This is a genomic window from Azomonas agilis (assembly GCF_007830255.1).
GTDB lineage: Bacteria > Pseudomonadota > Gammaproteobacteria > Pseudomonadales > Pseudomonadaceae > Azomonas > Azomonas agilis.
Genome location: NZ_VLKG01000002.1, coordinates 471,730 through 488,671, shown reverse-complemented (window position 1 = coordinate 488,671; position 16,942 = coordinate 471,730). Strand labels below are relative to the sequence as shown.

Here is a 16,942-nt window from a genome sequence, read left to right as displayed (position 1 = left end):
CTTGAATGCTGTAATGGGCTCTCCCCACGCCACGGTTCTATACCGAAGTAACGACGTTTGCTGAGTGGGAGAGCAGTGATGAAGCGCATCGCAGTTGATCTGGCCAAGTCCATTTACCAAGTTGCTGAGAGTGTCCATTCTGGCCAAGTGGTGCAGCGTAAACGGCTGAACCGGGTGGCGTTTCGGCAATATATACAGGAGCAGAGCGAGCCCGTCGAATGGGTGATGGAAGCCTGCGGCACCGCTCACTATTGGGGGCGCACGATGCAAGCACAGGGGCATGCAGTGATGTTGATTCATCCACGCTACGTGCGGCCCTATCGCCGGCGCAACAAGACTGATCGCAACGACTGCGATGCCATGCTCGAAGCGGCCCGCTGTCGCGATATTCATCCAGTGCCGGTAAAAACCCACGAACAACAGCAGGTGCAGCAACTGCATGGCCTGCGTGAAACCTGGAAGAAGAGCCGTACCCAGCGTATCAACCTGCTACGCGGCTTCTTGCGTGAGGCGGGGATTGAAGCGCCCAGCAGCACCGCCACGTTTCTGCGCGCCGCGCATGAGCTAATCGAGCGGCCTGAGCTGGCACTGCTGCGGCCTCAACTGCAGATTGTTCTGGCCGAGATCAACCTGTACGCGCAGTGCATGTCCGAGTGCGAGCAACAGCTCAAGCGCTGGCACGCCGCCGACGAAGTCGTACGCAAACTGGATGAAGTCAGTGGCATTGGCCTGCTGACCGCCAGCGCCCTGACCGCCGCTGTTGGAAAACCAGAACGCTTTGCCAGCGGCAGGCAACTGAGCGCTTGGCTGGGCATGACGCCACGCGAGTTCAGTAGCGGCGACCGCCGCAAACTCGGCCATATCAGCCGACAGGGCAACGTCTATGTGCGCACCCTGTTGATCCATGGCTCCCGAGCCGCCTTGCTGGCTGCCCAACGCTGCCAGGCGCGCACGCCGGAGAAGCTAACGCACTTACAGCGATGGGTTGTAGAAACAGCAGCGCGGATCGGCCACAACAAAGCGGCGGTAGCCCTGGCCAACAAGCTGGTACGGATCTGCTGGGCAGTTTGGTGCCACGAGCGGCGGTTCAATGGCAACTGGCAGAGCACAAAGCTCGCCTAACGGCGGGGGTAATCAGTAAAGATGTGATGGTTTTCTGGTGGTTGTGGTGAACAGCAGCACTGTCGGAACAGGCGAGTCCTGCAGCGGAACAAGGCCGATAACAATGATGATCCCCGTGATCGATTGAACGCTTGGCCCCCGCTGCGCGAACTACAGCATGGCCAGGGCGTAAGCGCCCAGAACAGGCCGGATATACGAATGCAACCGCGCTGACGACAGGTGCAAAAGCAAAGCTTTGCTCACTACTTGTGGGGAGAGTCCATATACTAATTGTTAGGCCTCCGCATCGCGACTCTCAATGTGCTGCCTTTCGGTCTCGTAGGAGATAAAGCGGTGCACGGTCTCAACGCGCGTAGCGTGATCTGAAAGAACGACAAACTCAATCTCTCCGCCGATGCCAAGTTGATGCTGGATTGGCTGGGACCGATCGTGCTCTTGTTGTCGAACGACAATATCAATCATGAAGTCCGGAAATTGGATCTTCTCAGTGGCTGGCACCGGAACCTGCGGTTTGAGTCCGAGGGCGTAAGGAAGGCGCTCCGGCCGGAAGTCGGCGGTTGACCTATAGGCGTATCCAACGTACTGCCCCTCTGCTCGTGAATAGCCAAAGTGGTAGATCGTGGTGGTGATGGGGCCAAGTCCCCCAGCTGCATCGGCCGATGCCTTAAGCACACTTGGTGCGATAGACCCGACATCATCCACATCTCCTAAATGTGCCAAGGTTTGCAGATAGCCAAACCAACCAGTTACGAAGTTGGCGTGGCCAGTTCCTGCGACCAACAGATCGGAGTCTGGAATGGATAGAAACTTTCGTTGGAATGACAACGGCATACGGTCATCAGCCCTAATCACCAAGGTGTCCATAGCGACGCAAACTTGATCGGGTTGAAGTACAAATACGAGTGCGGTCATGGTCAAGGAGGTCTAACGTTTGGTTAAGAGGCCGGCTTTAGCCGGTCCCGAGTGAGCGCAACGAACGGCTTGAACCGATTGTTATACGCTCTCACAAGAGCCTAAGTAGCGCAGCAGCTCCCGCTCCAACAATACTGGCGACCGTACTGTTTTCCAGTAGAACTCTCAATGCAGACTTTGCTTCTTCATCTCCATCCACTCTTTGCAATGGCATCAACAAGGCCCTGAACGCTAATATTGACGACCTGAGAGTTACTGCTGCCAACTTGAACTTGATCACCGCTAATGGAGCCAATATTAAAAGTTGGCGCCTGCGAGCTTTTCAAGTGAGGTTGTGCTGAAAGATTTTCAACCTTAAGAATTAGCAGATTCTGGTGCTTTGTACCAATACCACCCGTTTCGCCCGGCAGAAACTGAACATCAACAATCTTAAGCTCAATTTCACGACGCCCAGACTTTTGAGTCACCATGTCACCGATACCAACATCTGGCTCATCCGTATAGGGAATCAGCAGCGTGCCTTTGGACATATTTCGATAACCGTTAAACTCAAAACCAGAAATCATGATTTTTTCTGGGTAATCCATAGGGTCGAAGTCCATATCGCCTCCTGTGCTTGATTTTCGTACAACGCCAAAGCTAAACGGCAGGCCCGCTGGAGGCGGGACTGTCCGCTTGAGCGCTTTGTTGGGCCTGACGCTCTCTTTGCAACTGTTCTCGCTTAGTCTGAGCTTCCGCTCTTTCTTTTGCACGATCCTCTCTTTCTTTTGCACGATCCTCGCTCGTGTAAATATTTGCCTGTATGCGACGGAGTCCGGTGGTGAAATGGTGAATATCCTTCTGCATCTTCTCCAAGCTCTGGGCAATTGCATACGCATGGGGCGTGCCTAGCTGATAGCCACCTTTCAACTCTGACATATCTACCACAAGCGAGTCACTGTAGTTCTTGCCAGTAGTGCTACTGTATGTAACGTCTATCGCTAGCACTGAAGCCATTTTTCCGTCGTGATCTTCTGTCAGGTCTGTATAAGCGGAGACCCGTTCTTGGCCGGGGCCGAAATGCTTGAGCCCGACGCTGAAAAAGTTCACATCTGTGAATTCACCAAGAAGTTTCTCAGCAGATTGACCTCCGGCGAGAACTTTAGGCTTGAAGGTGACATTCAAGGCAGGGCCAAGGCCGACGTTACGAACGTGTAAGCGGACAATGTGGATTGCGAAGTCGAATGAGCTGACGGTTACCTGTAATTTCGGCTCGGTTTGAACCTCCCTCATCATTCGGGTCTCTTTAACGAGAACCCAAGTCAAGGCGGCGTAAACTGCGGTAGCGATGGTAACAACGGCCGTGAATAGTACCGTCAACGCACCGGAATTTTTGTTTAAGAACTCGAGAAGCTCGGTCATGTTTTTTAGGCCCAACTATTATTAGACACCACTTGGTGCATAACCTACCAAGCTGGTCTGATGGATAATCTTCTTTATTGATTAGCAGAAACCTTCTAGGCTAAGCCTTATAGCAGCTCCATGACTGAATAAGGATGTTATGCACCATGAAGAATAGGCCAGATCTACCTTAGCTGATCTGACCTGAGATGTAAGTTATTCGGCTGTCTTATTTTTTATTTAACCCGCCTCAACCTCTGCCCCTTGTACTTCTCCCTAATCCTGCGCCCCACTGCTTCTGGATCGAAATCAGGATGCCGCATGACTTCGGTAATGGAGGACAAACACGCCTCCAGCAGCGGCCCATGCTCCTTGCGTTGGGCCTCTCGGCTGGTACTGTTCTCTGAGCCCGGTACAAATACCAGCCCAAAGAAGGGTGGTTCGTCGCCCATTTGCTCCAGCACCCATGCTTGGTCGGCTGGGTTGATATTGAGCAGCACCAGCAGCTCATCCAGTCCCAAGCTATCGTAGATGGCTTGATTGATAATCAGATCCCCGCCGAGTCGTATTTGCTGGCGAAGCGTCTCCACAAATTCGTGGATACGGTGGCCCTTGGCGGTTTGCTCCAACCGTTTGATGCGGGCCTGATCGAAAGGAGTAGGGTTCTTAGGCAGTTGTAGCCGTGCCGCCCTGATTTGGGCTTGGCGCTCTCCTTGGATCTGATGCCGCAATTCAGACAGCACTCGACACAGGCGACGACGCACCAGCAGTTGAGTACGAATACTCAGGCCGTATTTTGCATCTAAGGCCCACAGGCGTTTAAGTACGGTTTCTTGGCTCATCGGTTCACCCAATCAGGTTCTCAAGGATGGCATCGGCTTCGTTCCAGTCGCGCCGGTCTGAGTCAAACAGGTAGTGGAGCACGGCTTTAGCCTCGGCTTTGGTGCGGGGCTTAATCAGCGCCAGTTGGCTGAATACCCATGTTTCACGCGCATAGGCTTGGGGCAGACTGTCGCCGCAGTAAGGTTCTACGGCATGGCGTAGGCTGTAGAGGTCACGCCAATAGGCCAGCTCATGCAGGCAGTCGCCCAGAGTGTGGGGACTGTAATCACGCGCCGCTGTAAAACGCTGGTTCACCGCGTCCGTTTTGTAGTCCAACAGCCGTTTGCCTTGCTTCAGCCCCTTGAGCTTCTGGATACAGAACGCCTCAGCATCGGTATCTGCAAACACCAGAGCCTTACTCCCAAAACGACTAAGGGCTTCATGGGTTCGTTGATTGCGTTCTAGGGAGCGCTGGGCCAGTGTCTCCAAGTCCGCAATCCCAAAGGAACCTAAGACCGCAGCAAAGGCATTGCCTTGGGTGTTCATCAGCCAGCGCTGATAGCGTTCTTCCAAGTCCTTGGGTGTGGCATTGATCTTTTTAGCGCCCTCCAGTGCCCGTTCAATCAAGGTCGGTTGGCCGGTCTCAATGACTGAGCGCAGCCAGAGCACTGCATCTAACTCTTGATCGCCAGTGACGCTCTGCTGGGCCGGTAACTCTGGAACACTGGGTAACAGGGTTTCGACCTGCGGCTGAAGGGCGGGCAGACTGAATAAGGCCCGATGCCTTGGGTTGTCCTTAAAGGCTCCTGAGCGATGGCATAGGGTTTTCACAGTGCCCAAGGGGAGGCCGGTTAAGATGGCCACCTCTCTGAGTGAATGACTGCGGCGCAGTTCTAAAACTTTCTGCCGCTGTATTTCTGAAACCCCCTGTTTCATGGGTTTACTTGAAACACCCTGATTCATAGGGGAGCCTCCTGATACTGAGCCTGTAGTTCAGCGCCCAGCGCACAGTAGCGCTTGATAGGAGCCCAGCACTCAGGGCAGGCCAGCAAGTGATTAAGGTAGGCATCACGGGCTTGGAGCCATTCCGGTGAAGCTATCTGGGCTGTCCAATGGGTGGTGTGTGCTTGGGGTTCCCCCTGTCCCGCTGAGTCAGGCTCGTGGGGCATTGTCCGTTGTTCGGATATGGGCGGCGGACACCAACGCGGATCGCGGCGTATGCCCTAGGCCAGTACCCAAGGAAAGGATCGGTGGCGGCCTGCTCCTCTAAATCGCAGGGCTCAAGAAACCCCTGTTTCAATAGGTAGTCTCCTGAGCAGCCCAGCAGATTAGAAACCCGCACCAGCAAGGCATGGGGCCGCATGGTGACGCTATTAGCAGCTTCGCGTTGCTGGAGCTCGGCCAGTAGCTCGACCTTATGGGCTTTCAGTTGAGCTAAAAATTCAGCCGGAAGTGGGCTTTGGGCTTCGTATTTCAGACCACCGTCTTGGCTAAACAGTTTTACGCCACATGCTGTCGCCTGCTGAATAAGCTGGGTAGCAATACTCATATCTCACCCTCCCATAAGCCCCGCTCAGGATTAAACAGGCACAACTGATCCTCTTTCACTGCCGGTTTGGGATTCTCTTTTATGGGCTCGGGTGGACTCTGAGTATTTACGCAGGGTTTGGGTTGCGGATGTTTTATGAGATTTGACGCTTCAGTGCTTGCGACATTTGCGACACCCGCGACAAGCCGCGTACTTACTGGGCTTTCAGCTTGCGACGGCATTGCGACAGGCTGCGACAGCGTTGCGACAAAATCGGGAGAAACCGGTCTTGTCGCAGCTTTGTCGCACGGTGTCGCAGAAGCGTCGCAAAGCTCAACCCCTTGAAAAACGGGGCTTGTCGCGGGTGTCGCAAATGTCGCAAGACTTAAAGGGTTAAGTCTGTATATCTTCCCGCTGTCATCAGCGGACAGGTGTCGCGCTATGACCAACTTATTCAGCAGCCTGTTTCGAGTGTGAGCACTCTTACGGACAAAAGATGGCCCCTCACGTTGTAGGGTACGGGCATCAAACTCAGTCCATCCTTTGGCGTGTAACCAATCAATCAGCTTTTGGGCTTTAACCAACTCAGGATCTTGGCGGACGGGATAGCACAGGCGCAGTGCCTCCCCCAGATACCAGCGCCCTAGCTCAATAGCCCGTTGCAGAATGTTCGAGTCAACGCTGGCTTGGTCATCCACCACGGCCAACACCCCCGCTATTCGTAATATCTGCTCTGCTGCCTTGGAGCCGACTGCTTTAATGTCCGCGTAATCCCCCAGCCGACCCAACTGCCCTTCAATGCGGTCATGCTCGGCAATCCATAGGGCTTTAGCTTCAGGAGTCAAGGTAATCGACCGAGGATCAAGCTCTCCTTGGTCATTCAGGTTTAGGGGCTTTTTCAGCAATTCCGTCATGCGCTGCCAGTACTGGCCCATGCTGGGATCGGCATTCAGGTCAATGGATCGGTACAGACGACTACCCGCCAGACTCTCAGGCCATGACACCAGAAAGCGCGCCAGAAAGCCTTGGCCTTGCATGATGGGGTTAGCCAGCACTTCCTTGGCGACTACGGGTTGCATCATTAAGTGGGCACTGAGGCGGCTGCCGTAGCAACTGGCAGACTCTTCGTCACTGGCGCGGGTACGATTGATGGGTGAGCCATCCCAAAACTTAGACAGGCCCGAGACGGATTTGAGTAGGTTTTCGGGCTTCATGGCATTACCGCCAAAGAACTGCCCGCCTTCATCACTAAATAACCCCATACTGGACTGGCCGCGTAGAAACGCCTTTTGCAGCCCTTCTAAGGTGGGTTCCTCTGCCAAGATAAAGGGCTGGCGTGGCATTTGAGGTTCCGGCAAGGCGGCCACTTGCTCGGCAATCCCCTCCATGTTGTCGCCTTTACTTTGCTTGAGCAGGGCTTCACAGGCTTTATCGTAGGCGGCCTTTTCAATCCGGTAGGTGCGCTGCTGTTCTCGATAAGCCGATACCAGAGCCCGTTGGTGCTCATGGTGGGCTCTCAAAGCGGGACGGTCGGCACCGGACTTGCGGTCTCCTGACTCTGCTACGGTCAGAAAAAATAGCGATAGCGGCAGGATGCGGCCATCTAAGGTCAGGTTGGCATGGGGTTGAGCGGCCATTGCCGCTGCACTGAGTACCGACTGGGCCGCTAGGCTTTCAGGAACGCGCACTGCACTCGAAATAGCGGAAACCGCCGCCCCTAATAGACTCCCTAATGCCTCTACAGGGTACAGAGCTTGCGACTCGACTTCGTCACTGATGAGCGGCTGAGGAGGCTCAGGTGGGATAACTTCCATCGGTAGGTTTAAATCAGTCATACAGCACCTCCCGCCATCCAGCGGCTTAAATCGTTAAAGTCGGTAAGCGACACAGGAGCCCCCGCAGGCCATGCGGGAAACACTGCCGAGCAGCCCAACTGGTTAGCGGCTTCTAAAGCTTTCGTGCGGCCCGGATTGCCTTCGGTCAGACGGTCGTCATCACCGGCAATCACCAGTTCTAAATCGGGGTACTTTGCTTTGAGGTGCTGTCCCGCTGGGAGCAGGTTGCCCGCATTCATCGCACAAGCGACGGGGCATTGAGTGTGCTGATGCAGTGCGTGGCCGGTAATTCGACCCTCACACAGATACATAGGCTTATGGGCTTGGATCTGGCCCAAAGGTGAATAACAGCCTTTAACCTGCCCGCCACTGAGGAAGCGTTTGCAGCCATCGGGCTGAATGAATTGCAGGTTCACCAGTTGGCCGTTATGGATTAGCGGCACCAGCAGGGTATTCCCACACTGGCGCAGACCGTAGGCCGGTACTTGCTTGGCCACCAAATACGTATGGCTGGGGTTGGCTGGCAGTGCCCGTTGCCATATCTGGCGGGCTTTCTCAGCCGCGTATTGATGCCGCTGTTGCTGTTCTAGTTGGCGTTTAACCTTGGCCTGCTCGATGCGCTGGCGTACCCGCTCGGCCTCGATGGGATCAGTCGGCTTACGGCTACACCAAGTGGCGGCTTGGCCTGTTTTCCACGACCCAAAAGCCCCTGAAGGCAAGCTGTCTAAATAAAGCACATACCAGCCATTGCGCGTACCGGACTTTTCTTCCGGTACATGGAAGCGATGAAACTCACCATCGCCCTCCGGCATAAAGTCCAATAGCCCAAAGCTGGCTTCTAATGCCGCTTTAAAAGCCCATTCTGGTTTTTCACTGGGTAATAAGCTGTTAATATGATTGTTCGTTTTTGTTTGGAGAGACCCGCGCGCCCACGCGGGTTTTTCTTTGCCTGTCATTTGGCATCCACCTCCTGATCTTGGGCTGCGTTATCCCGAGCGTTTAACCGAGCTTCCTGCCACGCCTTTACCTCTCTCAGCGACCAGCGCACACAGCGGCCATCCAATTTAATCGGCTTGGGAAAAAAGCCCCGCCGTACTGCTCGGCGCAATGTGGTTTCCCCACCGTAGCCGCTATAAGTCACCGCCTCTGCAACGGTTATAAAGCGATCCAGCAGTTCTTCTAATTCCATCGGTTCATTCGGCTGTTCGTGGTTCATAAAAACCTCGTTGGTTGTGAGTGCCGATATTGTCTACCTTTGAAAACCCCGCTTTTAGGCGAGGTTTCCAAAAATGAAAAACCCTCTACAGACCAATGAATTCAAGGGCTCTAGGGTTTCTCAAGGCCAAGCCGATCCCGCACCCGCTAAAGCAGGTGTTTTTAAAAGGGGTCATGATTAGCCCTCGGTGGGGGTAGTCTGGCTTAACAGGTAGCCCGCTTCTTGCTGGGTATCTGCTAACTTGGCCGAGAGGTCGCCGAGGCTATCCAATAGCCAGCCAATACTTAGGGCGGTGTCCTCTGAAAGCTCACCCGCCTGAGCCGTATGAGCCAGCAAGGTGCCAATGGCCGCGATACCAAAACCGAGGGTAGTGGCGTATTGGTTGGAAGCCTGAGCAACCTGTTTGAGCTTATCTGGACTATCGGTGCGGCTAGGGAATACCAATAAGTCATTCCAGTTTGGGATGCTCATACTTTGCCCTCCACCTGAGCCGACTCACACTCCAAGCGTTCTGCCTCCATCAGACCATCTATCGCAGCATCTAAAGCCGCTTTAGCACTCATCAGCGAGTGATGCACCAGCCACGCATAGTTGCCTTCATGGGCACATTCACCCATTGCTGCCGTATAGATGGGGTCTTCAAGGGTACTGAGCAGGTCAGAGACACTTTGCAGCACATCAGTGGCGGGTAAATTCGGGGTGACGGTGAATAGGTTTTGCTTTTTATCAGCCTGTCCGGTGCCGTGAAACCGATAGCCATTGGTGGTCTTAATACGAGAAATGCTCATTGAACACCTCCTTGGGTTTCCAGTGCGCGGGCCTTGTTCATGTGGTCGTTGTAGCGATCGAGGCGGGTAGAGAGGGAGGAGTCAGCGTGTAAAGCGGCTAAGGCCATACGCCGATGGGCGATCGCCCGAATTTTGGACGGATTAAGGCTAAGGATATGACGCAGTGTCATGGTGTAGCTCCTAGAGTTATGGAGCTGCCACTAATCGTCGCCAAACAATTTGGGTGGCAGCTGTACGCAGGTTGGCGAACCGGAACTCTAGGCATCCGGCAGACCCGAAGGTCTCCCACGCACAGCCGCCATGACGTACATCGCGGGCACAAAAAAAGCGCCTGCAATGGTCTGGGGCGCTGTTGCGCCTAGAGTGAGTTCGGGTCGCCAAACCCGACCGCTGGATTTACAGCGGCGGGGGGATGGTACGGTGGATTGAATAAAATCGTCAATAGAGGTAGCTTTCTAACAATTTTTTAGTAGTAAATAAGGTTTGTAAAGCATGTACACAGGAATCGAAGTAAAAGTAGAGAGTGATATATCTAATATACTCGGAGAATATGAAAGTTTTAAAAAATATTTAGAATCATATAAATTAAAATCTTTATTTCCTAGTATGAATGCTATTCATCCAGAAAGAAATGTTTCTGATGAAGTAAAGCTAGTGCATTATATAAGAGATGGTTTATCTTGTATAAAAGACCAGATTGTAAACTACAAAAAATTAAAAAAATAATAATAATCTCGAAGAAATGTCTGAAATATTGAATTCAGGTAAAACAATTGATGCTGAAAAATTGTCAAATATTTTTTTTCCAAAAGAACGGGTAGATGTATTTTTATCTCATTCACATATAAATGAAGATTTCGCTATAATTTTGGCGATAGCTTTAGAAAAGTTAGGGCTAAGTGTGTTCATTGACTCTTGTGCTTGGGGGTATGTAGGGGACTTATTAAAAAAAATAGATAATGATCACTGCTGGAATGAGGATAAGAAATTATATTCTTATGAGCTCAGAAACCAATCTACAGCCCATGTTTATACGATATTACATTTGGCACTTCAGCGAATGATAGACAGCTCTGAGCTTCTATTATTTTTGAGTACTAATGAGTCGATTCCGTTATCTGATTATATCTCAAGTGCACAAAAAACTTATTCTCCTTGGATATCCTCCGAACTAATGTTTAGTTCATTAGTAAGGCGGAAATACCCTGAGAAAAATGATTTTTTTGTATCCCCTCCTATTGCTGAGGCGGCCCATGATGATTTTGGGTTCGAAAATTTAACAATGCTTCATGAAGCAAAAACGAAACACCTTCATCCTAAAACTTTATCAGAGTTAAGCAGGTTTATACTAAATGAATTAGAAGAAAAAAGTGATAGTAAAATTCATGCTCTCAATGCTATGTACAAAAAATTTAGGATTAATGATCAGATTTTAGATGTCCAAGCAAATACTTTAAATTCAGCCAATAAATTTGGATAAAAAGCTAAAATAGTAATTATTAGTAATAAAATTATGTAAATTGGACAGACAGCCATGCTGATTATATAGCATCTATGATCTAATGTATGGCTGATTTTTTGCATTAAGTGAAAACCTCTCAACTAAGTTAGAGTTATTTGCCACCAGCTCATAAAGTTTTCTATAAAGATTATCCTGGTAAAAAAGTATGTATCTAAAACCCAAAATAATATAATAGGTACATATAGTGCCGTTATTATATTATGGTTTTCTTTGTAAATAGAAAAAGCGGCAGCAACTATTGTTATTTGCCATGCGTATAATAACACCTTGAATAAATCCAAGATGGGCTATTTTTTCCTCCATCTTCATTTTCATCTTTCTCTCCGAGTAAAAAGTAGGTAACTACTGCGTAAGTGAAAAGCGTATCAAAACGCCATCCCTTTGCAAGCATAAGTTAAGAATTAGTGTTTTAGCTTTAACTAAAAGTTTATTTTTAGATGACTAAATCAGAAATGCGAGAAGTAGCCTATCCTCACCCCGGTGAAGTTTTATTGATGGGGAGTATGTCTGAGGACTTTTGGACAGGTCTGCAAGCCGACTATGACCGCGAAATGACCAAGGATGCACTGGTGGAAGTGCTGGCCAAGATTAAGCCGTGGTCGCCGCCTCAGATGGATCAAACCAGCCCGCTGTAGTGCATGGTGATTGAGGCAAATTTGTGACGGTTAAATCGCAGCCAGCCGTTCTGCCATGTCGGGGTATTGCTCAACCAGTTTGATCAGCACGGCGGCCTGTGTATTGGGTTTGGCCTTGTCCTGCTCCCATTTACGTAGAGTTCCCACACTGATGCGAAAGCGTTTAGCAAAGACCTCTTGTGACAAGTGCATTTTCTCGCGTAGCGCCACAATCTCGTGGGCCGTGACTTCAGGGACGGGTTTATCTTCCAAGGTGCACTGGCGTAAGGTGATTTTGCCTTCACGCTGGGCAGCCATTTCGCTTACGCCCTGCATCATCTCGGCAAATAGATCTCGTTTTTTCTTCATAAGACACCTCGCTTGTTCAGCTCTGCGGTAATGGCCTGCTTGAGCTGTTTTTCTTGCTCTGAGGTAAGGTTCTCCAGTTCGTTTTTGTCGTAGATGGCAAACATCCAGAACTGACCATCGCCCAGTAACCAGTAGTAGATCACGCGCAGGCCGCCACGTTTTCCTTTACCCCTACGTCCATCAGCCCACCTTAGCTTGCGGAATCCGCCAGTACGGGGCATGAGGTCTCCGGCCTCTGGATTTTTAAGCAGCATTTTTTGGAGCTGCCGATATTTGTCATCTGTTAGGTAGTCACCTACCGTAGCAGTAAAACTAGTGGTTTCAAAAAAGAGGGCTTTCATGCCAAAAGTGTAAGCAACTAGCTTAGCTTTTTGCAAGAAAGCTGGGGGTAATTAGGTGCCTCGTTAAACAGCATACCCGCTCAAATACATAAGGCTGCCCTAACAGCAGCCTTTTCCACCTCAACCTTTCTTAAATAACCCCATCCAAACGATCGGCTACCCACTGGTCAATAAGATCAGCATCCCAACCTACAGCCCGTGCTCCAATCTTGGCGGACTTGGGAAACTCGTCACGCTCCATCAAGGCGTAAATCCATGCCCTCTTAAACCCTGTCGCCTCCATGACTTGGGGTAATCGGTAAATACGGCGTTGATTCGGATTGCTTTGAGCCACGCGCTGGGCTGAACCAGCACCAGCACGAGTACCAGCCGTAATACTAGAGACTTGCGAAACGGGGGAAGACATACAGCCATCCTTTAATGGACTTCAGTGGACGGCTATGGAATATATGGCAAAAAAAAAGGGGCTCTGCAAGGAGGTTTCCAAAAACGATTAACCACGCTCTCTTTTCATCGGTAGCACGTTATTTGCTGAAGGCGTTGAGGTGACATAAGAGGCCCAATCCATCATCAATGCTCGGCGTTTTTCAAAGACATCTCCACGCCAATAAGCGGCCTCTGTGCCCACTGCCACGCGGTGTGCCAAAGCCATCTCACACACCTCTCGCGGGTAATGAGTGCATTCAGCAGCCCAATCCCTGAAGCTGGATCGGAAACCATGCACGGTGAGGTTTCCCATATTTAAACGACGCAACAGCATAGTCGATGGAAGACGAGATCAAACATGGAGTACCAAGCGCAAAAGTGCCCTAGTTAAGCAACAGGTCAACGCCCTATCAAAACTTACCACCGACTGAGCGCGGCCAGACTACCTCAGTTATTTCCCTCTGAGTCAGCCCTTCCGCCCTCAATCGCTTGTGATACTTCTATTAAGGCATCTGAGGTTGAATCAGCGGCTGAGGACGTAACTCGGTATCACGTCCAGCCTGTAGGCTTTCAACCTTCTGCACCGCCTGCGATACGGCAGCCGCATCCTTCAATAGGCTAAAACTCAGTTGAAAATGGCGCTGCTCTCCGGGGCCAATCTGAGGTACTAGGTTCAAACCTTTAAAATCGCGTTGCCAGCGACGATTGTAGGAAAAGCTAGTCCCCGGCTCTAAACCAGTCACATAGCCCTGCTTCAGGCTATCGGTATTTTTCCACAAACTGAATACGGGTAGCTGGTTCAGGTTGTAGTCCAACTGCACGCCCTGCGTCCCCGCTTGGTTATGCAAAATGGCTAAGGTATTCCCCTCTGAGTCACCGTAGGGAATTAGGTTATAAACGGTTTCATCGTACCCCGGTGTTGGGCCTTGGTACTGATCCCAATGCTCCAGCTCAGGCACCGCTCGGGTGTTAAAGGGGGAAACTTGCCGAATAGGGGCCACAAAGCGAGCCCCCTGCTCTAACAAAGGCGGCCCGAAATTGTTGTGGTAGAGCACTTGGTATTCTTTGGGATAATCGCCCTGATTCGTCAGAGTATCGTTCAGGGTAAATCGCCTAGAACCAGGCTCGGTGGAAATCTCCGTCGTGACAGCGAAATCCACCTTCTTAAACGCTTGTTCGCGCAGCTCAGCCTTAACACGAATGGTATAAGGCGGCTTAGGATCAATGCTGAGTATCACCTGTGAGGCTGGGATATTGGATGCCCGTCCGTGTAGGGTCAATAGCTCTCCTTGATCCACTCCAGGATGCCCTACCCACTCGTAACCACAACGAGTCACCAATTCATTAAAGCCTTCTAACCAACCTAAACCGGCACGGCTGTTGAGTTCGATAAAGGCCGGATTAACGACTTCCTCCACCGGAGAATCCCAACCCAAGCGCACGCCATCGGCCTCTGCCTGAAGGACGTTCATGCCTCGGGTAGGAATGAGGGTAATCTTCATCGTCCCATTATCAATTTCAAGCAGGCTCACCCCTTCTTGGCGACCTCCGTGCAGGGTACGCAACTGGATCGAAAACGGCGTTTCGGTTTGGATACCCAACTGCTGACTATCAATGCTCCAGTTTTGCGCGGGCTTTTGGTCATCAATCAGTACATATTCCCAAGCCAGCGCTGGGGTCATGCTGGTGAGGGCAGTGACTCCGATCAGACCTGAAATCTTTTTCATCAGAGACCTTCTTAAATTAATGGGCATGGGCGACCTGCTGTAATTCATGGCGGCGCGGCAAATCCGGGCCGGAACGTAAACAGGTCAGTGCCGAAGCTTCTAAAGCAAACCTCAATAGAGCCTCTAGGTGGGCGGGGGTCAATGCATCCAAAGCCGCCGGATGATCAAAGCCTTGCTCCAACAGATAGGTAATTAAGGCTGCTTGAAAGGTATCTCCAGCGCCCACAGTATCTACTGGGGTGATAGGACGAGCTGGGCGTGACCACTGTCCATGATGTCGGGTAAAGAGAGTCACCCCCCGCTCACCTTGGGTCAAAAACACCAAGCGGCACCGCTCATTGAGTAGCCCTTGGGCGATAGCCTCAAGGTTGGCTCCGGGATAAAGCAGCGCTAAATCCTCCTCACTGACCTTGATGATGTGTGCTTTCTGGGCAAAGGCATCAATCTTTTGCCGCCATACCTCAAGGCTGGGCTCAACATTCAAGCGCACATTAGGGTCTAGGGTAATCAGTAGTTCTTGACCGGCATTAGAAACCAGTTGGTACAGGCTATCTGAGGTAGGAGAGACCACCAGCGAATAAGAACCCAGATGAATACCTCGAATCTCTGAGCCCAAAGCTGGTAACGCTTCTGGACGAACGTGACGATCAGCGCCCGTATGCCCATAAAAACAATAGCTTGGAATACCCTGCTCATTAACCGCCACCACACTTAAAGTAGTGGTAGCCGTATCCAAGGAAACCAAATAATTCGTTGATACCCCCTCCGCTTCCAGAACTTGACGCAGTTGCTGCCCCAAAAAGCAGGTTGAAACCCCCGTCATCAAAGCTGAAGGGGTTCCGAGCCGACTTAACCCCACGGCTACGTTAAAGGGAGAGCCTCCCGCCACGGCCTTAAACTGAATTTCTCGCGGTAATTTGCTCTGACTGTGATCGACGAACAGATCAAACAGAGCCTCTCCACAGACTAAAAACATGGCACACCTCTCATGGACACACCCCTTCTCAGGGGCGCGGGGCTGATTTACTTAGCGGATAGGCCAGCAGAAACAAAGGATTTGATGGGCTGCTGCGAGAACCCATACAGCGCAACGATGATGTAGCACACCAAGGGCATCACAAAGGACTGAGCCGTACCCAAAGTATCCGCTAACCAGCCCATCACCAGCGGCAAAATGGCAGCTCCCACTAGGGTCATCACCAAAATGGAGCCACCTTTATTGGTTTGCTGTCCTAAGCCATGTACACCCATGCCAAAAATGGTGGGGTACATAATGGACATGAAAAAGTACATGCCCATCACCGCCAGCACGGAAACTTTTCCAAGGCCTAGCATGGCGATTAAACACAGGCCCGTGCAGGCTAGGCTGTTGATCACCAACAGGCTACGAGGACTGATGTACTGCATCAGCCAAGTACCCGAAAAGCGCCCAACCATGTATCCCAGCATACTTAACGAGAGCAAGTAAGCGCTGTATTGCGGCGTGATACCCGCCCAGTGATCTAAGGTGAAGTTGATGAAAAACGCTCCTACCCCCACATAAGCCCCGATGTTGCAAAATTGGGCTACCAAGGCAAAGGTAAAATTTGTTTTACGCCACAGGCTTTCAGGCTTAGAAGGAGCACTTGCTGTTTCAACTGCTGGAGTTGCGTGTTTTTGGCTCAAATCCGGCAATTTGGTACGCGCAAAAATAACCAACAGCACCAAGACTAAAAAAGCCAATGCCACATAAATCAAGGAAGTCGGTGCAATTACCTCACCTCCCAAATGCAAAGGCGGAGCATACAGCACAGAAGCGCCGATCATTGGGCCGAGAAAAACCCCCAACCCGTTGAACGACTGAGCAAAATTTAGCCGCTGAATAGAAGTTTGGCTTGAACCTAAGGCTGCCGCATACAGATTAGCTGCCACCTCCAAACAAGCCAGCCCGCAAGCCAATACAAAGAGCGCAATTAAAAAGGGAGCAAAACTCCCTATCCAAGAGGCAGGCACAAACAGCAAAGCACCCAAAGAAAACAACAACAGCCCAATTAAAATACCGGTCTTATGGCCAAAACGCTCCATGACCATACCGATGGGCAAAGCCACTACAAAGTAGGCTCCAAAGTAAGCCGTTTGGATCAACCCTGATTCTGCCCGTGAAATATTTAGGGTTTGCTGAAAATGGTGGTTTAAGACATCCAGCAATCCGTGGGAAAAGCCCCACATAAAAAACAGCATAGTGACCAAAAAAAAGGCTGTTTTAATGGAAGTACTGCGTTGGGATTGGCCTAGAGTTTCGGGTAGCGAGTCATGCAAACCCAGATCAATTTTTATCACAAGCCACACTCCTGTTGGATT

23 protein-coding genes are annotated in these 16,942 nt (G+C 51.0%); 4 read left to right on the top strand and 19 right to left on the bottom strand.

Going from position 1 to position 16,942, the window contains the following annotated elements:
- Positions 1 to 78: 78 nt before the first annotated feature.
- Complete coding sequence (locus LX59_RS04695) at positions 79 to 1,122, top strand: IS110 family RNA-guided transposase (protein ID WP_144570217.1); 1,044 nt, start codon at positions 79 to 81, stop codon at positions 1,120 to 1,122.
- Between the two features lie 273 nt (positions 1,123 to 1,395).
- Here LX59_RS04695 and LX59_RS04690 read toward each other — a convergent pair whose 3' ends face one another.
- The 12 genes from LX59_RS04690 to LX59_RS15565 form a co-directional block, all read right to left on the bottom strand.
- The gene (locus LX59_RS04690; protein ID WP_144570664.1) at positions 1,396 to 2,034 is read right to left on the bottom strand and encodes a hypothetical protein; all 639 of its coding nucleotides are present in this window, start codon (positions 2,032 to 2,034) and stop codon (positions 1,396 to 1,398) included.
- A 185-nt stretch (positions 2,035 to 2,219) separates the two neighbouring features.
- Positions 2,220 to 2,636 carry a hypothetical protein gene (locus LX59_RS04685; RefSeq protein WP_211354817.1) on the bottom strand — a complete coding sequence of 139 codons (417 nt, stop codon included), beginning with the start codon at positions 2,634 to 2,636 and terminating at the stop codon, positions 2,220 to 2,222.
- Between the two features lie 37 nt (positions 2,637 to 2,673).
- Positions 2,674 to 3,435: a hypothetical protein gene (locus tag LX59_RS04680; protein WP_211354816.1), complete on the bottom strand. Its 762-nt coding sequence runs from the start codon at positions 3,433 to 3,435 to the stop codon at positions 2,674 to 2,676.
- 215 nt (positions 3,436 to 3,650) lie between these two features.
- Positions 3,651 to 4,256 (bottom strand): hypothetical protein, encoded by a 606-nt coding sequence (locus tag LX59_RS04675; RefSeq protein ID WP_144570663.1) that lies wholly within the window; start codon positions 4,254 to 4,256, stop codon positions 3,651 to 3,653.
- Positions 4,257 to 4,260: 4 nt separating this feature from the next.
- Entirely contained in the window at positions 4,261 to 5,199 is a 939-nt protein-coding gene (locus tag LX59_RS04670) for a hypothetical protein (protein ID WP_144570662.1), read from the bottom strand.
- A gap of 133 nt (positions 5,200 to 5,332) precedes the next feature.
- A complete protein-coding gene (locus LX59_RS04665) occupies positions 5,333 to 5,785 on the bottom strand; it encodes a TubC N-terminal docking domain-related protein (protein WP_144570661.1) in 453 nt (150 codons plus the stop codon).
- Positions 5,782 to 7,599 carry a YfjI family protein gene (locus LX59_RS04660; protein WP_246118671.1) on the bottom strand — a complete coding sequence of 606 codons (1,818 nt, stop codon included), beginning with the start codon at positions 7,597 to 7,599 and terminating at the stop codon, positions 5,782 to 5,784. Before LX59_RS04660 ends, LX59_RS04665 begins: the two co-directional genes overlap by 4 nt.
- The gene (locus tag LX59_RS04655) at positions 7,596 to 8,555 is read right to left on the bottom strand and encodes a toprim domain-containing protein (RefSeq protein ID WP_342779671.1); all 960 of its coding nucleotides are present in this window, start codon (positions 8,553 to 8,555) and stop codon (positions 7,596 to 7,598) included. The genes LX59_RS04660 and LX59_RS04655 overlap by 4 nt, the downstream gene beginning before the upstream one ends.
- Positions 8,552 to 8,815 carry a helix-turn-helix transcriptional regulator gene (locus LX59_RS04650; protein WP_144570660.1) on the bottom strand — a complete coding sequence of 88 codons (264 nt, stop codon included), beginning with the start codon at positions 8,813 to 8,815 and terminating at the stop codon, positions 8,552 to 8,554. The genes LX59_RS04655 and LX59_RS04650 overlap by 4 nt, the downstream gene beginning before the upstream one ends.
- Before the next feature lie 177 nt (positions 8,816 to 8,992).
- Complete coding sequence (locus LX59_RS04645) at positions 8,993 to 9,286, bottom strand: hypothetical protein (RefSeq protein WP_144570659.1); 294 nt, start codon at positions 9,284 to 9,286, stop codon at positions 8,993 to 8,995.
- Positions 9,283 to 9,603 (bottom strand): DUF3077 domain-containing protein, encoded by a 321-nt coding sequence (locus LX59_RS04640; protein ID WP_144570658.1) that lies wholly within the window; start codon positions 9,601 to 9,603, stop codon positions 9,283 to 9,285. Before LX59_RS04640 ends, LX59_RS04645 begins: the two co-directional genes overlap by 4 nt.
- The gene (locus tag LX59_RS15565) at positions 9,600 to 9,773 is read right to left on the bottom strand and encodes a hypothetical protein (protein ID WP_170234318.1); all 174 of its coding nucleotides are present in this window, start codon (positions 9,771 to 9,773) and stop codon (positions 9,600 to 9,602) included. The genes LX59_RS04640 and LX59_RS15565 overlap by 4 nt, the downstream gene beginning before the upstream one ends.
- 322 nt (positions 9,774 to 10,095) lie before the next feature.
- Here LX59_RS15565 and LX59_RS04635 point away from each other — a divergent pair, with 322 nt between their 5' ends.
- The 3 genes from LX59_RS04635 to LX59_RS04625 all read left to right on the top strand — a co-directional run bounded on the left by LX59_RS04635 (position 10,096) and on the right by LX59_RS04625 (position 11,760).
- Positions 10,096 to 10,329: a hypothetical protein gene (locus LX59_RS04635; RefSeq protein ID WP_144570657.1), complete on the top strand. Its 234-nt coding sequence runs from the start codon at positions 10,096 to 10,098 to the stop codon at positions 10,327 to 10,329.
- Positions 10,330 to 10,345: 16 nt separating this feature from the next.
- Positions 10,346 to 11,083, top strand: a complete 738-nt coding sequence (locus LX59_RS04630; protein WP_144570656.1) for a toll/interleukin-1 receptor domain-containing protein — start codon at positions 10,346 to 10,348, stop codon at positions 11,081 to 11,083.
- A gap of 479 nt (positions 11,084 to 11,562) precedes the next feature.
- On the top strand, positions 11,563 to 11,760 hold the full coding sequence (locus LX59_RS04625) for a hypothetical protein (protein WP_211354815.1): 198 nt from the start codon (positions 11,563 to 11,565) through the stop codon (positions 11,758 to 11,760).
- 30 nt (positions 11,761 to 11,790) lie between these two features.
- On the opposite strand, the gene LX59_RS04620 is transcribed toward LX59_RS04625, so the two are convergent.
- The 7 genes from LX59_RS04620 to LX59_RS04590 form a co-directional block, all read right to left on the bottom strand.
- Positions 11,791 to 12,108, bottom strand: coding sequence for a helix-turn-helix domain-containing protein (locus LX59_RS04620; RefSeq protein ID WP_144570655.1), 318 nt, complete (start codon positions 12,106 to 12,108; stop codon positions 11,791 to 11,793).
- A complete protein-coding gene (locus LX59_RS04615) occupies positions 12,105 to 12,449 on the bottom strand; it encodes a toxin (protein ID WP_144570654.1) in 345 nt (114 codons plus the stop codon). Before LX59_RS04615 ends, LX59_RS04620 begins: the two co-directional genes overlap by 4 nt.
- A 130-nt stretch (positions 12,450 to 12,579) precedes the next feature.
- On the bottom strand, positions 12,580 to 12,855 hold the full coding sequence (locus tag LX59_RS16050; protein WP_144570653.1) for a helix-turn-helix transcriptional regulator: 276 nt from the start codon (positions 12,853 to 12,855) through the stop codon (positions 12,580 to 12,582).
- Between the two features lie 87 nt (positions 12,856 to 12,942).
- A complete protein-coding gene (locus LX59_RS04605) occupies positions 12,943 to 13,101 on the bottom strand; it encodes a hypothetical protein (RefSeq protein ID WP_425457473.1) in 159 nt (52 codons plus the stop codon).
- 277 nt (positions 13,102 to 13,378) lie between these two features.
- Positions 13,379 to 14,602 (bottom strand): aldose 1-epimerase family protein, encoded by a 1,224-nt coding sequence (locus LX59_RS04600; protein WP_144570652.1) that lies wholly within the window; start codon positions 14,600 to 14,602, stop codon positions 13,379 to 13,381.
- 16 nt (positions 14,603 to 14,618) lie between these two features.
- On the bottom strand, positions 14,619 to 15,578 hold the full coding sequence (locus LX59_RS04595) for a carbohydrate kinase family protein (RefSeq protein WP_144570651.1): 960 nt from the start codon (positions 15,576 to 15,578) through the stop codon (positions 14,619 to 14,621).
- A 47-nt stretch (positions 15,579 to 15,625) separates the two neighbouring features.
- Entirely contained in the window at positions 15,626 to 16,921 is a 1,296-nt protein-coding gene (locus tag LX59_RS04590) for a sugar MFS transporter (protein ID WP_246118670.1), read from the bottom strand.
- Between the last annotated feature and the right edge of the window lie 21 nt (positions 16,922 to 16,942).

Coding starts and splice junctions, on each gene's coding strand:
- LX59_RS04695 (WP_144570217.1), top strand. CDS start 79: ATGAAGCGCATCGCAGTTGATCTGGCCAAGTCCATTTACCAAGTTGCT.
- LX59_RS04690 (WP_144570664.1), bottom strand. CDS start 2,034: ATGACCGCACTCGTATTTGTACTTCAACCCGATCAAGTTTGCGTCGCT.
- LX59_RS04685 (WP_211354817.1), bottom strand. CDS start 2,636: ATGGACTTCGACCCTATGGATTACCCAGAAAAAATCATGATTTCTGGT.
- LX59_RS04680 (WP_211354816.1), bottom strand. CDS start 3,435: ATGACCGAGCTTCTCGAGTTCTTAAACAAAAATTCCGGTGCGTTGACG.
- LX59_RS04675 (WP_144570663.1), bottom strand. CDS start 4,256: ATGAGCCAAGAAACCGTACTTAAACGCCTGTGGGCCTTAGATGCAAAA.
- LX59_RS04670 (WP_144570662.1), bottom strand. CDS start 5,199: ATGAATCAGGGTGTTTCAAGTAAACCCATGAAACAGGGGGTTTCAGAA.
- LX59_RS04665 (WP_144570661.1), bottom strand. CDS start 5,785: ATGAGTATTGCTACCCAGCTTATTCAGCAGGCGACAGCATGTGGCGTA.
- LX59_RS04660 (WP_246118671.1), bottom strand. CDS start 7,599: ATGACTGATTTAAACCTACCGATGGAAGTTATCCCACCTGAGCCTCCT.
- LX59_RS04655 (WP_342779671.1), bottom strand. CDS start 8,555: ATGACAGGCAAAGAAAAACCCGCGTGGGCGCGCGGGTCTCTCCAAACA.
- LX59_RS04650 (WP_144570660.1), bottom strand. CDS start 8,815: ATGAACCACGAACAGCCGAATGAACCGATGGAATTAGAAGAACTGCTG.
- LX59_RS04645 (WP_144570659.1), bottom strand. CDS start 9,286: ATGAGCATCCCAAACTGGAATGACTTATTGGTATTCCCTAGCCGCACC.
- LX59_RS04640 (WP_144570658.1), bottom strand. CDS start 9,603: ATGAGCATTTCTCGTATTAAGACCACCAATGGCTATCGGTTTCACGGC.
- LX59_RS15565 (WP_170234318.1), bottom strand. CDS start 9,773: ATGACACTGCGTCATATCCTTAGCCTTAATCCGTCCAAAATTCGGGCG.
- LX59_RS04635 (WP_144570657.1), top strand. CDS start 10,096: ATGTACACAGGAATCGAAGTAAAAGTAGAGAGTGATATATCTAATATA.
- LX59_RS04630 (WP_144570656.1), top strand. CDS start 10,346: ATGTCTGAAATATTGAATTCAGGTAAAACAATTGATGCTGAAAAATTG.
- LX59_RS04625 (WP_211354815.1), top strand. CDS start 11,563: ATGACTAAATCAGAAATGCGAGAAGTAGCCTATCCTCACCCCGGTGAA.
- LX59_RS04620 (WP_144570655.1), bottom strand. CDS start 12,108: ATGAAGAAAAAACGAGATCTATTTGCCGAGATGATGCAGGGCGTAAGC.
- LX59_RS04615 (WP_144570654.1), bottom strand. CDS start 12,449: ATGAAAGCCCTCTTTTTTGAAACCACTAGTTTTACTGCTACGGTAGGT.
- LX59_RS16050 (WP_144570653.1), bottom strand. CDS start 12,855: ATGTCTTCCCCCGTTTCGCAAGTCTCTAGTATTACGGCTGGTACTCGT.
- LX59_RS04605 (WP_425457473.1), bottom strand. CDS start 13,101: ATGGCTTTGGCACACCGCGTGGCAGTGGGCACAGAGGCCGCTTATTGG.
- LX59_RS04600 (WP_144570652.1), bottom strand. CDS start 14,602: ATGAAAAAGATTTCAGGTCTGATCGGAGTCACTGCCCTCACCAGCATG.
- LX59_RS04595 (WP_144570651.1), bottom strand. CDS start 15,578: ATGTTTTTAGTCTGTGGAGAGGCTCTGTTTGATCTGTTCGTCGATCAC.